Source organism: Clostridium sp. 1001271st1 H5 (assembly GCF_005845215.1).
GTDB lineage: Bacteria > Bacillota > Clostridia > Lachnospirales > Lachnospiraceae > Enterocloster.
Genome location: NZ_SPHO01000029.1, coordinates 20,589 through 34,494, shown reverse-complemented (window position 1 = coordinate 34,494; position 13,906 = coordinate 20,589). Strand labels below are relative to the sequence as shown.

The 13,906-nt window shown below is 51.9% G+C and carries 14 protein-coding genes and 1 riboswitch; of the genes, 3 read left to right on the top strand and 11 right to left on the bottom strand.

Annotation, left to right across the window (positions count from 1 at the left end; genetic code table 11):
* Positions 1-145: 145 nt before the first annotated feature.
* From purC to FGS84_RS27555, 11 genes are all read right to left on the bottom strand, one after another.
* Entirely contained in the window at positions 146-853 is a 708-nt protein-coding gene (gene purC, locus FGS84_RS27605) for a phosphoribosylaminoimidazolesuccinocarboxamide synthase (RefSeq protein WP_138311403.1), read from the bottom strand.
* A 160-nt stretch (positions 854-1,013) separates the two neighbouring features.
* Entirely contained in the window at positions 1,014-1,343 is a 330-nt protein-coding gene (locus FGS84_RS27600) for a hypothetical protein (protein WP_243130098.1), read from the bottom strand.
* Positions 1,344-1,541: 198 nt separating this feature from the next.
* Positions 1,542-1,874, bottom strand: a complete 333-nt coding sequence (locus FGS84_RS27595; RefSeq protein ID WP_138311401.1) for a hypothetical protein — start codon at positions 1,872-1,874, stop codon at positions 1,542-1,544.
* A 90-nt stretch (positions 1,875-1,964) separates the two neighbouring features.
* Positions 1,965-2,723: a 4-hydroxy-tetrahydrodipicolinate reductase gene (gene dapB / locus FGS84_RS27590; RefSeq protein ID WP_138311400.1), complete on the bottom strand. Its 759-nt coding sequence runs from the start codon at positions 2,721-2,723 to the stop codon at positions 1,965-1,967.
* A 32-nt stretch (positions 2,724-2,755) separates the two neighbouring features.
* Positions 2,756-3,640 carry a 4-hydroxy-tetrahydrodipicolinate synthase gene (dapA, locus tag FGS84_RS27585; protein ID WP_138311399.1) on the bottom strand — a complete coding sequence of 295 codons (885 nt, stop codon included), beginning with the start codon at positions 3,638-3,640 and terminating at the stop codon, positions 2,756-2,758.
* 1 nt (position 3,641) lies between these two features.
* A complete protein-coding gene (locus tag FGS84_RS31695; RefSeq protein WP_243130097.1) occupies positions 3,642-3,812 on the bottom strand; it encodes a hypothetical protein in 171 nt (56 codons plus the stop codon).
* Positions 3,790-3,967, bottom strand: a riboswitch (Lysine riboswitch). Its footprint overlaps the gene before it by 23 nt.
* Positions 3,968-4,014: 47 nt before the next feature.
* A complete protein-coding gene (locus FGS84_RS27575) occupies positions 4,015-4,512 on the bottom strand; it encodes a cob(I)yrinic acid a,c-diamide adenosyltransferase (protein ID WP_138311397.1) in 498 nt (165 codons plus the stop codon).
* A gap of 150 nt (positions 4,513-4,662) precedes the next feature.
* Complete coding sequence (locus FGS84_RS27570) at positions 4,663-5,292, bottom strand: single-stranded DNA-binding protein (protein WP_138311396.1); 630 nt, start codon at positions 5,290-5,292, stop codon at positions 4,663-4,665.
* A gap of 195 nt (positions 5,293-5,487) precedes the next feature.
* A complete protein-coding gene (gene typA / locus FGS84_RS27565) occupies positions 5,488-7,320 on the bottom strand; it encodes a translational GTPase TypA (RefSeq protein ID WP_138311395.1) in 1,833 nt (610 codons plus the stop codon).
* 128 nt (positions 7,321-7,448) lie between these two features.
* Complete coding sequence (locus tag FGS84_RS27560; RefSeq protein WP_138311423.1) at positions 7,449-8,570, bottom strand: aldo/keto reductase; 1,122 nt, start codon at positions 8,568-8,570, stop codon at positions 7,449-7,451.
* A gap of 71 nt (positions 8,571-8,641) precedes the next feature.
* Positions 8,642-9,292 carry a YigZ family protein gene (locus FGS84_RS27555; RefSeq protein ID WP_138311394.1) on the bottom strand — a complete coding sequence of 217 codons (651 nt, stop codon included), beginning with the start codon at positions 9,290-9,292 and terminating at the stop codon, positions 8,642-8,644.
* 211 nt (positions 9,293-9,503) lie between these two features.
* On the opposite strand from FGS84_RS27555, the gene FGS84_RS27550 reads away from it, so the two are divergent.
* From FGS84_RS27550 to spoVAE, 3 genes are all read left to right on the top strand, one after another.
* Positions 9,504-12,197 carry a transglycosylase domain-containing protein gene (locus FGS84_RS27550; protein ID WP_138311393.1) on the top strand — a complete coding sequence of 898 codons (2,694 nt, stop codon included), beginning with the start codon at positions 9,504-9,506 and terminating at the stop codon, positions 12,195-12,197.
* 155 nt (positions 12,198-12,352) lie between these two features.
* Complete coding sequence (spoVAD, locus tag FGS84_RS27545; RefSeq protein WP_138311392.1) at positions 12,353-13,375, top strand: stage V sporulation protein AD; 1,023 nt, start codon at positions 12,353-12,355, stop codon at positions 13,373-13,375.
* 12 nt (positions 13,376-13,387) lie between these two features.
* Positions 13,388-13,741 carry a stage V sporulation protein AE gene (spoVAE, locus tag FGS84_RS27540; RefSeq protein ID WP_138311391.1) on the top strand — a complete coding sequence of 118 codons (354 nt, stop codon included), beginning with the start codon at positions 13,388-13,390 and terminating at the stop codon, positions 13,739-13,741.
* Positions 13,742-13,906 lie beyond the last annotated feature (165 nt).

Genomic DNA, 13,906 nt, shown 5'->3' with positions numbered 1-13,906 from the left:
TTTCTGTGTGTCAGGCTGCCAGTTCCATACCGCGCTGCAAAAATAACAGCGCTGCATCTGTTCCCTTCTCAAAGAAGGGAACGCCTGGGTAATCATGCCCAGGCGTTGTATCTTAATTTGTCCGCGTCAGACCTCCCGGTCCGGCCTACTGGATACCCAGTCTGCGGAATACTTCTTCGTATGCGTCCTCTACATTGCCCAGGTCTCTTCTGAATCTGTCCTTATCCAGTTTCTCGTGGGTATCCTTGTCCCAGAGACGGCAGGTATCAGGAGAAATCTCATCAGCCAGAATCACCTTGCCGTGATAACGGCCAAACTCAATCTTGAAATCAATCAGGTCAATGTTGAGTCCGTCAAAGTATTCCTGGAGCACTTCGTTCACCTTAAATGCATACTCTGTGATATCGTCAATCTCCTCCTGGGTAGCAAGTCCCAGGGCCAGGGCGTAATAGCTGTTGATGAACGGGTCGCCCAGGTCATCGTTCTTATAGCTGAATTCCAGGGTCGGGCATTTGAACCTGATGCCTTCCTCCATTCCCATCTTCTTGGCAAAGCTGCCTGCGGAGTAATTGCGGATGATGACCTCCAGCGGAACAATCTCCACCTTCTTCACAGCTGTCTCCCTGTCATTTAATTCTTCTACCAGGTGGGTAGGTACCCCCTTCTCCTCCAGCTTCTTGAAAATAAAGTTGGTCATACGGTTGTTGATGGCGCCCTTTCCAACAATGGTTCCCTTTTTCAGACCGTTGAATGCAGTTGCATCATCCTTGTAGGACACGATTAACACGTCCGGGTCCTCCGTTGTGTAAACCTTCTTAGCCTTTCCTTCGTAGAGCATCTCTTTCTTTTCCATGGGTATCCACCTGTCCTTTTCTTATATTCGTATGGTTGCGATATAGATTTATAAGCTGACGCTATAAAAGAATACCATTTCAGAAGAAATTATAATACACAATGTCTTTGAATACAAGCATGGCAATCATTAAAATTCCTAATGAATGTCCTTTGCCCCGCTAATCACTCCCTTGGCCTCCGTCCTCATAAAGGCCCTCATACCCTTCCTCCACCTGGAATATATGAATTTTCTTTTCATCCAGACGGATGGTAAGACCGCGCTTCACCGCTGCGGGCCCATTCCCGTCAGCCGCCCGGACCGGACTGCTCTCCTCAATCCGTTCCAGGTGCGGTATCTGCTCTCTGGCCCACCTGACAATGAACCGGCCTGTTCCTGCCCAGGCCGTAATACCGGCCGCCAACAGGAACAGGGCGAATCTTACACGGCCTTTCCTGCGCCTGACAGACGGACAGCGCTCCCTCCAGGATTTCACTGACTTCTTTCGCATCTGTCTCAGCATCGTGTTCCTGCGGCCATATCTGCTTATGTACCCCAATCAATCTCCTTCCCCGTTTGTCCATGAACTGATTATAATCCTTAACAGGGCGCTCTTCAAGAGGCATCTTCTGGTTTTTACGCAGATAGACCCTCTCCAGCCGTCCCCGGCATAGAAAGGGTCCATATCCAGGCTCCTGACAGCAATCCGCTATCTGGCCTCTGTTGTATTGTTGGTGCCGCTCTCATTGACTGTGTTGGATTCGCCTGTGATATCATCCACGCCGTTCTTAACGTCATTTGCGCCCTTTTCCACATCATTCATAAGTCCGTCAATGATGCCGTCCCCTTCCGTTTCCATGGAAGAGGTCTCCATCCCTGTGGTTTCCTGGGATGAGGTACTGGTGGAAGTGGCTGCTGAGGATGAGTTCTGGCTGGCGCCTGTTGAAGACTGTGTATTGGAGTTATTGCTTCCACAGGCCGTAACAGACATAACCATGATGAGCAGCAGCATTGCAAATATTGCAGGTCTGATTTTTTTCATAATGACATTCTCCTTTCGTTTTCTACCTATATTATGTGCTTTAGGAGAATGGATTATGGTGGAACATCCTGCATATTCTGGAAATTTCTGTTATAAACCCACCACGTCTGTCATGGAATACATGCCGGGTTCCTTTCCGGCCAGGAATTTGGCTGCCTCCAGGGCGCCTTTGGCGAAAATGGCCTTGGAATAAGCTGTGTGGCTGAAGGTCACCACCTCGTCTCTGCCCGCAAATATCACATCGTGTTCGCCCACAATGGAACCGCCCCTGACGGACGAGATTCCGATTTCCTTAGGGTTTCTCTTCTCACGCCTGGTGCTCCTGTCACAGGTATAGGCGTACTGCCCGTCCATGGCCTGGTTCATGGAGTCCGCCAGGGCCAGGGCTGTGCCGCTGGGCGCATCCACCTTCTGGTTGTGGTGCTTTTCCACGATTTCCATGTCAAAGCCGGAGCCCGCCAGCACCCTGGCTGCCTCCCCCACCAGCTTAAGCAGCAGGTTTACTCCCAGGGACATATTGGCGGAGCGCAGGATGGCTGTCTTTTCACTGGCCTTTCCCACTGCCTCAAGCTGTTCCTCCGAAAGCCCGGTGGTGCAGAGAACCACCGGAATCTGCCTGGAGCAGCTGTAAGCCAGAAGCCCGTCCACTGCCTTTGGGGACGCGAAATCCACAATCACGTCCGCCTCTGCATCGCACTGGTCCAGGGAAGGGAACACGGGATATCCCAAATCCGTCCCCTCCCGGACGTCAATGCCCGCCACAATGCGGATTCTCTCATCTTCCGCCGCCAGCCCTGAGATTACGTGTCCCATGGCCCCGCAGCAGCCGTGCATTATCATCTTTACCATTGGTATTATACCGTCCTTTCCCGAAACCTTCCCTACAGGATGCCGTAAGCTGTCATGGCAGCCTTAAGCTTCTCCTGATTCTGGGGCTCCATCTCAGTTAAAGGCATGCGCAGCGGGCCCACGCCCTTGCCCATCATGTTCATGGCAGCCTTAACCGGAATGGGGTTCACCTCGCTGAACAGCTCTGTAATCAGCGGAATGGCCTTTAACTGAAGGCTGGCGCTGGTTTTTACATCCCCTGCAAAATAGGACGCGCAGATATCGTGGGTCTGGCGCGGCGCAACATTGGACAGCACCGAGATAACACCCTTTCCTCCCAGCGAGAGAAGGGGAACAATCTGGTCGTCATTGCCGGAGTACAAATCCACCGTTCCGTCTGACAGGCTCATAAGGGTGGCAATGGCAGAAAAATTGCCGCTGGCCTCTTTTACGCCCACAATATTGTCCACGTTCTTACACAGGGCCGCAATGGTCTCAGGCTTAATGGTGACGCCTGTCCTGCCAGGAATATTGTAGAGGATAACAGGAATCTTCACTGCATCTGCAACCGCTGTAAAGTGGGCCATAAGTCCTTTCTGGGTTGCTTTGTTGTAATACGGGGACACCAGAAGAAGTCCGTCCGCCCCTCTCTTCTCAGCCTCTGCCGAAAGATAGATTGCTGTCTCCGTACAGTTGGAGCCGGTTCCTGCAACCACGGGAATCCGCTTCTTTGTCACCCTGCAGATGTACTCAATTACATCCAGATGCTCCTCATGGGTCATGGTGGAGGCTTCGCCTGTGGTGCCGCAGGCAATGATGGCGTCCGTGCCGCCTGCAATCTGCTCCTCTACAATCTCCTCCAGTTTTTCGTAATTCACTTCACCGTTTTCCTTAAACGGGGTTACCAGTGCTACACCTGCTCCTTCAAAAAGTGCCATACTATATTCTCTCCTTTTCTCTTGATTCAATCACAGTGTGCTTTTCCCCATAGAAAATGAAACCCGGACGTACTTTCCCAAGAAACAAAAAAGGGCTGAGGTAAATGTCAGCCCTTCCATATACGTATGATTCCAGTGTCAAATCCACGTTCTTTGGTAGCTCTCCATCCACCCGGATGACAGTCATACGGCTCTTAACCATATGCCCAGAGGGGGCGTAAACAAGGAACGCTTCCTCTTCGGCGTCTCTCCCTTTCCCTAAGCCATCGCCTGTGCCTGCCACATCCGGCTTACCTACTCATGATTAACGCAACCTCTACTCTATGATTGTTGGTATTATATTATCACCCTGCCAACAGTCTGTCAACAGGAAATCACTCATATCTTGTCTGTATCCTTGTGACCTCATCCACATGGCCATCCAGGCACTCCGGATATATGGTCCCTGTAAGGATTAACTGTATCTGCCCATTCCTGGCCTGGGCTATGATGGCGCACAGCTCCTCGCCTGATATCACACCCTCATCCAGGATTCCCAGAATCTCATCCAGGATAAGCACATCACACTCCCCTGTCACCAGAACCTTCCTGGCAAAATTCAGGCCGTTCAGGATACAGATTCTTGCCTCTGCCTTCTCTTCCTCCGTCAGCCGGTCAAAGAAAACAGGGGTTTTCTCAAATCTGAATATCTTAAATTCCGGTTCCAGACGCTGTATGATTTCCATGTTATCTACATCCAGGGCGCCTTTAAGGAACTGCACCATATAGACGCACTTTCCCTTGGTCAGCGCAGTCAGCCCCCTGCCAATGGCACTGGTGGTCTTGCCCCGTCCCGGTCCGCAGATAACCTGTATCATGCTCTCTTTCATCATCTTGCACCTCATGCTTTACTTGCTTTGTCTTAAGAACAATTGGACTTGCTCATAATAGCATAGTTTAGCCAATATTGCAAATATTTCTTACATTTTTCGAAAGATATTCAAAAGGATTTGTTAGATAGCAGCGTCTGCAGCCTGGTCAGTTCAAGCCTCGTCACATTCCAGCTTGCTGATGGAAACCTCATATGCAATGCGCTTCTCGCACTCTGTCTCGCTGAGTTTTTTGGTGTACTCGCGGCTCTGCACGCGGCCCCACACTCTTACCCTGGTGCCCACCTCGAAGCTGGATGCAAAACGCGCGTTGCGTCCCCAGCTGATGCAGGGTATGTAATCCGACTTGCCGTAGGGGCGGTTCACAGCCAGAAGTATGTCTGCGATTTCCCTGCCAAGAGGAGTTTTTCTGTAAATAGGCGGCTTGCAGATATAGCCGTCCAGGAATATCTGATTGGTCTTGGTGTAATCCGTGAATTCCTCAATAAAATGAATTTCCCTTACAAAGATGGACAGCATCAGCCGGTTCTTGATTCCCTCATGCCGGTTGTAGGAACGGAACTGGCCCAAGGATTCCACGGTACAGCCTGAATAGTCTTTATGTACGTCTATAAGGCGCTCGGATATCATCAGGGGAATGATGTCCGCCTGCTCGCTGAGCCTGTTGACAGCCACATCCACCATATAAAATCCTTCTCCGAAGACTTCATGGCTGAAGGTAAATCCCGACACGATTTCTCCGATAACGCTTACCCTGTTGTTTTCAATCATTTTTTCTGACATAGTACATCTCCTCTTCGCTTCTAAATATTTCTCATTCTGCCGTTTTACTTGTTTCATCCTTTTATTCTCTTGCTTTTGTACGGCACATTGATAGTTTATGAGGGGAAATGCCATAATAGAACAAAAAATAAGGCGAATCCCGCCAGAATCGTTCGACAGGATTCGCCATTTCACTTACAAAATGTCGATTTTTATCTATTTGTTCTTGAAAGAAGCCCTCTTGCGCAGGGTTGGGTCCAGTATCTTCTTGCGGATGCGCAGGCTCTCCGGAGTTACCTCCAGAAGCTCATCCGTATCAATGAAGTCCAGGGCCTGCTCCAGGCTCATGATTTTAGGCGGTGTCAGCTTAAGCGCCTCGTCAGCACTGGAGGAACGGGTGTTGGTCAGCTTCTTTGTCTTGCAGACATTGATTTCAATGTCCTCTGCCTTAGGGCTCTGTCCAACCACCATGCCGGAGTACACCTTGACGCCCGGTCCGATAAACAGGGTGCCTCTTTCCTGGGCATTGAAAAGGCCGTAGGTAATGGCCTCGCCTGCCTCAAAGGCAATGAGGGAGCCGGTCTGACGGTAGAACAAATCGCCCTTGTACTCTGAGTAGCCGTCAAAAATGGTGTTCAGGATACCATTTCCCTTTGTATCGGTCATAAAGTCACCGCGGTAACCGATAAGTCCTCTGGAGGGGATGGAAAATTCCAGCCTGGAATAGCCGCCTGCTGCCTGGCTCATACCCTGAAGGGCGCCCTTGCGGCTGGTCAGCTTCTGGATAACAACGCCGGTGTATTCCTCAGGCACATCCACATAAGCCAGCTCCATTGGCTCCAGCTTGCGGTTCCTCTCATCGTACTTATAGAGCACCTCTGCCTTGCTGACAGCAAACTCAAAGCCCTCACGGCGCATATTTTCAATCAGTACGGACAGGTGAAGCTCACCGCGGCCCGACACCTTGAAGCAGTCCGCGGAATCCGTTTCCTCCACCCTCAGGCTCACGTCTGTGTTCAGCTCCCTGAATAAACGGTCGCGCAGATGGCGGGATGTGATATACTTGCCCTCCTGGCCTGCCAGCGGGCTGTCATTGACCATGAAGTACATGGCAATGGTGGGCTCGGATATCTTCTGGAAGGGAATGGACTCCGGGTTATTAGGGGTGCATATGGTATCGCCGATATGGATATCTGCAATACCGGAGATGGCAACGATGGAACCAATGCCGGCCTCCTGCACCTCCACCCTCTTAAGTCCGTCAAACTCATAGAGCTTTCCTATCTTGATTTTCCTGAATTTATCCGGCTCGTGGTGGTTTACCAGAACGCACTCCTGGTTCACCTTAAGTCCTCCGTTGTCCACACGTCCGATGCCAATCCGGCCTACGAACTCATTGTAGTCAATGGTGCTTATGAGTACCTGGGTCTCTGCGTCCGGATCTCCCTCCGGCGCCGGGATATGGTTTATAATGGTTTCAAACAGGGGACTCATGTCCTCTTCCGGGTCCTCAATCTTGTATTTTGCAAATCCGGCCCTGGCCGATGCATAGACAAAGGGGCAGTCCAGCTGCTCATCCGTGGCATCCAGGTCCATCATCAGCTCCAGCGTCTCGTCAATGACATCCGCCGGCCTGGCCTCGGGCCTGTCAATCTTGTTGATGCACACGATGACGGACAGATTCAAATCCAGCGCTTTCTGAAGCACGAACTTTGTCTGGGGCATGGGTCCTTCATAGGCATCCACTACCAGTACCACGCCGTCCACCATCTTGAGCACACGCTCTACCTCGCCGCCGAAGTCAGCGTGTCCGGGGGTATCGATGATGTTGATTTTTGTGTCTTTATAAAATACAGCCGTGTTCTTGGACAGGATGGTGATTCCTCTCTCACGCTCCAGGTCATTGGAGTCCATTACACGCTCCTGAACCTCCTGGTTTACGCGGAACACGCCGCTCTGCCTAAGCAGCTGGTCTACTAATGTGGTTTTACCATGGTCTACATGGGCAATGATAGCGATATTTCTTACATCTTCTCTTTTCATCTTCATAGTGATTACTCTTCCTTATTATATACGTCTACAGCCACGGTTTTATAGTATAGCATTGGTGTGTACAGATTGCAAGGGATTTTGCACCATTTCCGCTTATTCCCGTTGATTTTCCTTTATCCGGCGCCCTATTTAGCCGGCTCAAACACCTCTGCTATTTCCTTCATATGCCGTGCAATGGGCAGATGCTGGGGACATATGGCCTCACACCTGCGGCAGCCGATGCAGTCGCCTGCTGTCCCGTATCTGGCCGCATAATTCTGGTAATAGCCCCTGGAATTGGACTTCTCACCAAAAAGACTGTACTGGTTATAAAGGGAAAAATACCTGGGTATGGGAATCTGCTTCGGACATCCCTCCACACAGTACTGGCATGCGGTACAGGCTATGGCTGTGGCGGACTGGATAATGTCCGCAGCCCTGGCCACAATCCGCTCCTCCTCCTCAGTCAGGGGAACGAAATCCTGCATGTAAGCCGTATTGTCCAGGAGCTGGCTGTAATCCGACATGCCCGACAGCACCATGATAACCCCCTCCCTGCTGGCAGCAAACCGGACTGCCCAGGATGCAGGGGTCATACCCGGAGCATGGGCCTTCATCAGTGCTCCGGCCTCCCGGGGCACATCCGCCAGGGTCCCGCCCTTAACCGGTTCCATGACAATGACGTCCTTCCCGTATCTGCGGCACACCTCGTAGCACTGACGGGACTGTATGTCAGGGCTGTCCCAGTCTATGTAATTAAGCTGCAGCTGCACAAACTCCATCTCGGGATGTTTCTCCAGTATCTCCTCCAGAAGCTCAGCATCCGAATGGAAGGAAAATCCGATTCTGACCGCCTTTCCCTCCTGCTGTTTTCTGCGTGCGAAATCAAACGCCCCCAGCCGCTCAGCTGTCTCATAATACGTCCTGGACATGTTGTGAAGCAGGTAGTAGTCAAAATAGCCAACGCCGCACTTTTCCAGCTGCTCCCGGAAAAAGCGCTCCATGTCCGCCTCCTCCTTCAGATGGCTGAGGGGCAGCTTATCCGCCAGCACATAGCTGTCCCTGGGCCAGCGATCCACCAGGGCCTTTTTCACAACACGCTCACTCTCATACTTGTGGTACATGTAAGCCGTATCAAAATAGGTAAATCCCCTTTCCATAAAGGTATCCACCATCCGGCATACCTGCTCCAGGTCCACCGATGCAGGGTCCTCCTGATTCAGCAAAGGAAGCCTCATGGTTCCAAATCCCAGCTTTTTCATTTCCATCATCTATTCCTCCTATTCTTTCCAAAACACGCTTATTCTAAAAGCATGGTTTATCCAAATGCGCCATTTTCCTAAAACACCACCAGTCCGCTGTCCCCCAGACCGTAGTATACCTCATCTTCTCTCCGTATGATGGCCTTTCCGGCCGTTCCCTCCGTAATCTGGGCCGTGAAACGTCCCTCCTCCGCTATAGGTACCAGGAAGGTGAACACAGCCTTATCCGTGTACTGCGTATCCAGGGTATCGATTCCTGCCTGGGCAGCAATATACTGAATCTTTCCCACCCCGTTGTAATCCGTGGTGACCTCCAGGCGGACAGCCAGTTTTTTCTCCAGAATAACGCAGTTCTTAAGTCCTTCCTTTAACGCGCCGGAATAAGCCCGCACCAGACCGCCAGTGCCAAGAAGCGTGCCTCCGAAATACCGCGTCACCACAGCGCACACATCGTGAAGCTCCTCGCCTGCCAGTACGTCCATCATGGGTTTCCCGGCTGTCTGGGACGGCTCCCCGTCGTCGCTGCACCGGGCGTTCTGTCCCCTGTCCCCGATGATATAGGCAAAGCAGTGATGCCTTGCATCCCAGTATTTCTTTCTGATTTCCTCTATGAATGCCAGGGCCTCCTCCTCTGAGGACACCGGGCGCAGGTCCGCCAGGAAGCGGGACTTCTTCTCCACCAGCTCCCCTGTGCCTCCCTTGTACAGGATTTTGTAACTCTCTACCACTTTTACGGCTCCTTTACGGTTATTTGTGGGTTCTCATCCCCACCCTTCGACATTTTTTACCTGATTTTTATCATAATATAGATAGCAGGCGATGGCAAGGGCATATTTAAACCTTTTCAATTTTACAAAACTGGTGTATAATCTACAGGATAGGTATGAGGGTCCGCAGGGGGGCGGATTCCATTCAGATTATGTACGAAAAGGAGAATCTATGAACTATGGAAAGTACGAGGCTGAGCGTAGGCTTAAGTCTCTCCACTCTAAATCAGGCAAATACGCTTCACGGCTGCTCCTTAATATATTTAAGGCGCTTTTTGTCCTGTTTTTGTTTCTGGCAGTAGTGGGTGCATCCATCGGTTTCGGTATGGTTAAAGGCATTATAGACAATGCCCCTTCCGTTGATATTCTAAATATTCAGCCCAGCCGTTTTGCCACCACGGTATATGACGCTGCCGGGAACCTGACAGATACCCTGGTCACCAGCGGTTCCAACCGGGAGGAAGCCACTTACGAGGAGCTTCCAAAGGATTTGATTAATGCATTTGTAGCTATTGAGGATTCCCGTTTCTGGACTCACAACGGCATTGACATCCGTTCCATTGCCAGGGCTGTAAAGGGAATTGTCAGCGACGATTATGCAGGCGGCGGAAGCACCATAACACAGCAGCTCATCAAGAACAATGTGTTCTCCGGCGGTATGGAATCCGGCTGGGGAGCCAGGATTGAGCGTAAACTCCAGGAACAGTACCTTGCCGTGCAGCTGGAAAAGAACTCAGGAATGAGCAAGGAAGATACCAAGAAGCTGATTATCACCAACTATCTCAACACCATCAACCTGGGCAACAATACCCTGGGAGTAAAGGTTGCTGCCAAGCGCTATTTTAATAAGGATGTCTCCGACCTGACCCTCTCAGAGTGCACCGTGCTTGCATCCATCACCAAGAACCCTTCCAAACTCAACCCCATATCAGGACGCGAAAACAATGCGGAACGCCGCAGAATCGTACTCCAGTATATGTATGAGCAGGATTATATCACCAAGGCCCAACAGGAGGAGGCCCTGGCCGATGATGTATACGACAGGATACAGAACGTGGATACGGCCACCAAGGGGACCAATACCCATTACAGCTATTTTACGGACGAGCTGATAGAGCAGGTCATCAATTCCCTGATGGAAAAGCTGGACTACACGGAAAGCCAGGCCAGCAATCTCCTCTACTCCGGCGGACTCCAGATTTATACCACCCAGGACCCGGCCCTACAGGCCATTGTGGACGAGGAAATCAATAACCCGGACAACTATTCCGTGGCCAAGTATTCGGTGGAGTACAGGCTTTCCATTACCCATGGGGACGGTACCACGGAGCACTATTCAGAAGACAGCCTGCGCACCTTCCGCAAGAGCGTGCTGGGAGATTCCTCCTTCGAGGGACTCTACGCCTCCAAGGAAGCGGTCCAGGACGACATTGACCAGTACAAGGCATGGCTTTTAAAGGACGGCGATGAAATCATCGGCGAGCGCCAGAACCTGATTCTGCAGCCCCAGGCATCCTTTGTGCTTCTGGACCAGCACACAGGGGAAGTCAAGGCGCTGTGCGGCGGCCGCGGCGAAAAGAAGGCCAGTCTGACCCTGAACCGGGCCAGCAACGTATACCGCCAGCCGGGTTCTGCATTTAAGGTTATCACAGCCTTTGCACCGGCCCTGGACGCCTGCGGCGCCACTCTGGGCACGGTCTACTACGATGCGCCCTATACCATCGGAACCAAAAGCTTCAGGAACTGGTGGAACTCCGGCTATGGCTTTACCGGTTACTCCAGCATCCGCGACGGCATCATCTACTCCATGAACATTGTGGCTGTGCGCTGCCTCATGGAGACAGTCACGCCCCAGCTTGGCGTGGAGTATGCAGAGAACATGGGCATCACCTCCCTCACAAAGGATGACCTGGGAGCAGCCACTGCCCTGGGCGGCATAACAAAGGGCGTTTCCAATCTGGAACTGACCACGGCCTATGCGTCCATTGCCAACGGCGGCGTGTACACAAAGCCCCGCTTCTTTACAAAGATACTGGACCACAACGGAAAGGTACTGATAGACAATGAACCTGAGACAAAGCAGGTGCTGAAGGATTCCACCGCCTTCCTCTTAACGGACGCAATGTCGGAATCCATGAAGAGCAACCGCAAATTCACACGCCCCGGCGTGTCCATCAACTCCACCAGCACCCGCGCAGCCCTGACAGGCATGACGGCTGCCGGCAAGAGCGGCACCACCTCCAACAACAACGACGTATGGTTCGTGGGCTACACGCCGTATTACACCGCAGGCATATGGGGCGGATGCGACAACAACCAGAAGCTAAAGCACGGCGGCGTGAACAACGGCGGAACGACCTTCCACAAGGACATCTGGCGCAACATCATGAACCGTGTCCACGAAGGCATGCCGGACCCGGGCTTTGCAGTGCCTGACAGCATTGAGACTGCGGAAATCTGCCGCAAATCCGGTAAACGGGCTGTCTCCGGCGTCTGCAACCACGACCCCAGAGGCAATGCTGTGTACACCGAATATTTTGCAAAGGGAACCGCTCCCACAGAGGTCTGTGACAAGCATGTGGAGGTTACCGTATGCGCTGAGTCAGGTATGCGCCCCACCCCATACTGCCCCACAAAGACCACCAGGGTATGCATGACCCTGCCGGAGGGCGAGGAAGGCGCAACGGATGATTCCGTATTTGCCATCCCAGGCTACTGCACCATCCACTCCGACGCATCCACCATCATACCGCCCAATACGGATGATTTTGGAAATACCGGGCCCACCGTGACACCCATCGGTCCGGGATACCAGACCTCGCCGGAAACCACGGAAGGGTTTGGGCCGGGGAACCGTCCTTACTAGGATTGGTCCCGGATACTTGAAATTTAAAATGAAATTTATATGAACCGGAAAAGCAAATAATCCAGCTTTTCCGGTTTATTTATTTTTGAGTATTTTTCCGGAAACGAGGGATACTGTAACTATTACATCCTGTTACAGGAAGGAGAGTGCATGAAATGGGACAGATGAAAGGCAAGGCAAGTATTGAATTTGAACATCCCCCGGTCATTATAAGTGCCGGCTCCGTCGTTGGAAAAAAAGAGGGGGAAGGTCCTCTGGGAAGCCTGTTCGACGAGGTGGAACTGGACGATATGTTTGGTATGGATAATTGGGAACAGGCTGAGAGCACCATGCAGAAAAAAACTGCAGACCTGGTCATTGAGAAGGGCGGCATACGAAAGGGTGAGCTGCGTTACCTGTTTGCAGGCGACCTGCTGGGACAGCTCATAGCAACGTCCTTTGGAACCGTGGATTTGGAGATTCCTCTTTTTGGCCTTTATGGGGCCTGCTCCACCATGGGAGAGGCATTGGGACTGGGAGCCATGGCAGTCAATGCAGGATATGCGGACCAGGTCATGTCCATGGCATCCAGCCATTTTGCCACGGCGGAAAAGCAGTTCCGTTTTCCGTTAGCTTATGGGAACCAGAGGCCGCCGTCAGCCACATGGACTGTCACGGGCTGCGGCGCGGTTGTTCTGGCAGGCAACCGGAAAGACGGAATGGCCCGCATCGCAGGCATCACAACCGGGCGTATGGTGGACATGGGGGCCAAGGATTCCATGAATATGGGAGCTGCCATGGCCCCGGCTGCATTCCATACCATTGAACAGAACCTGGAGGACTTCCAGGTCAATGAGACCTGGTATGACAAAATCATTACCGGTGATTTAGGCGAGGTGGGAAGGACCATCCTGCTGGAGTTCATGAAGAATAAGGGAAGGGATTTAAGCCAGCTTCACATGGACTGCGGTATGGAGATTTATGACAAGGAACAGCAGGACACCCATTCGGGCGGTAGCGGATGCGGCTGTTCCGCCGTTACCCTGTGCTCCTACATCCTCCCCAAGGTACAGGACGGCACCTGGAAACGGGTTTTATTTGTTCCCACCGGAGCCCTTCTGTCCTCGGTAAGCTTCAATGAAGGACAGAGCATACCGGGCATTGCCCATGCGGTCGTCATTGAACATATAGACAGTTAAGGAGGAAATGACATGGACTATATAAAAGCATTTATCGTGGGAGGTATTATCTGCGCCCTGGTCCAGATTCTGCTGGAAAAGACCAAGATGATGCCGGGACGGGTCATGGTCACCCTGGTGGTCAGCGGCGCCATACTGGGTGCCATAGGGCTCTATGAACCTTTTGCAAAGTGGGCGGGAGCAGGCGCAACCGTGCCTCTTCTGGGCTTTGGAAACACCCTCTGGAAGGGCGTGAAGGAAGGTATCGGAGAGGACGGCATTCTGGGTATTTTTAAGGGCGGACTCACGGCCAGCTCCGCGGGAATATGTGGCGCCCTGGTGTTTGGCTACCTGGCATCCCTTATATTTAAGCCGAAGATGAAGTGATGAAGATGGTAATAAAAACACTGCAGCCATAAAAATGGCAGAAAACCAGTGAAACAGAAGAACAGAACAAAACGGGACACCGCCGTCAAATGACAGACGTGTCCCTGTTTTTTGCTGCTGTAGGCCATTTCTTTTGCATCCTCCGGAATATTGTCCGGAATGGAT

Bases quoted from the DNA above. Each gene is read 5' to 3' on its own strand.
- FGS84_RS27560 (WP_138311423.1), bottom strand. From the start codon at position 8,570: ATGGAAATGAAAAAGCTGGGATTTGGAACCATGAGGCTTCCTTTGCTG.
- dapB (WP_138311400.1), bottom strand. From the start codon at position 2,723: ATGGTAAAGATGATAATGCACGGCTGCTGCGGGGCCATGGGACACGTA.
- FGS84_RS27595 (WP_138311401.1), bottom strand. From the start codon at position 1,874: ATGAAAAAAATCAGACCTGCAATATTTGCAATGCTGCTGCTCATCATG.
- FGS84_RS27575 (WP_138311397.1), bottom strand. From the start codon at position 4,512: ATGATGAAAGAGAGCATGATACAGGTTATCTGCGGACCGGGACGGGGC.
- FGS84_RS27600 (WP_243130098.1), bottom strand. From the start codon at position 1,343: ATGCGAAAGAAGTCAGTGAAATCCTGGAGGGAGCGCTGTCCGTCTGTC.
- dapA (WP_138311399.1), bottom strand. From the start codon at position 3,640: ATGGCACTTTTTGAAGGAGCAGGTGTAGCACTGGTAACCCCGTTTAAG.
- FGS84_RS27570 (WP_138311396.1), bottom strand. From the start codon at position 5,292: ATGTCAGAAAAAATGATTGAAAACAACAGGGTAAGCGTTATCGGAGAA.
- FGS84_RS27550 (WP_138311393.1), top strand. From the start codon at position 9,504: ATGAACTATGGAAAGTACGAGGCTGAGCGTAGGCTTAAGTCTCTCCAC.
- spoVAE (WP_138311391.1), top strand. From the start codon at position 13,388: ATGGACTATATAAAAGCATTTATCGTGGGAGGTATTATCTGCGCCCTG.
- purC (WP_138311403.1), bottom strand. From the start codon at position 853: ATGGAAAAGAAAGAGATGCTCTACGAAGGAAAGGCTAAGAAGGTTTAC.
- typA (WP_138311395.1), bottom strand. From the start codon at position 7,320: ATGAAGATGAAAAGAGAAGATGTAAGAAATATCGCTATCATTGCCCAT.
- spoVAD (WP_138311392.1), top strand. From the start codon at position 12,353: ATGGGACAGATGAAAGGCAAGGCAAGTATTGAATTTGAACATCCCCCG.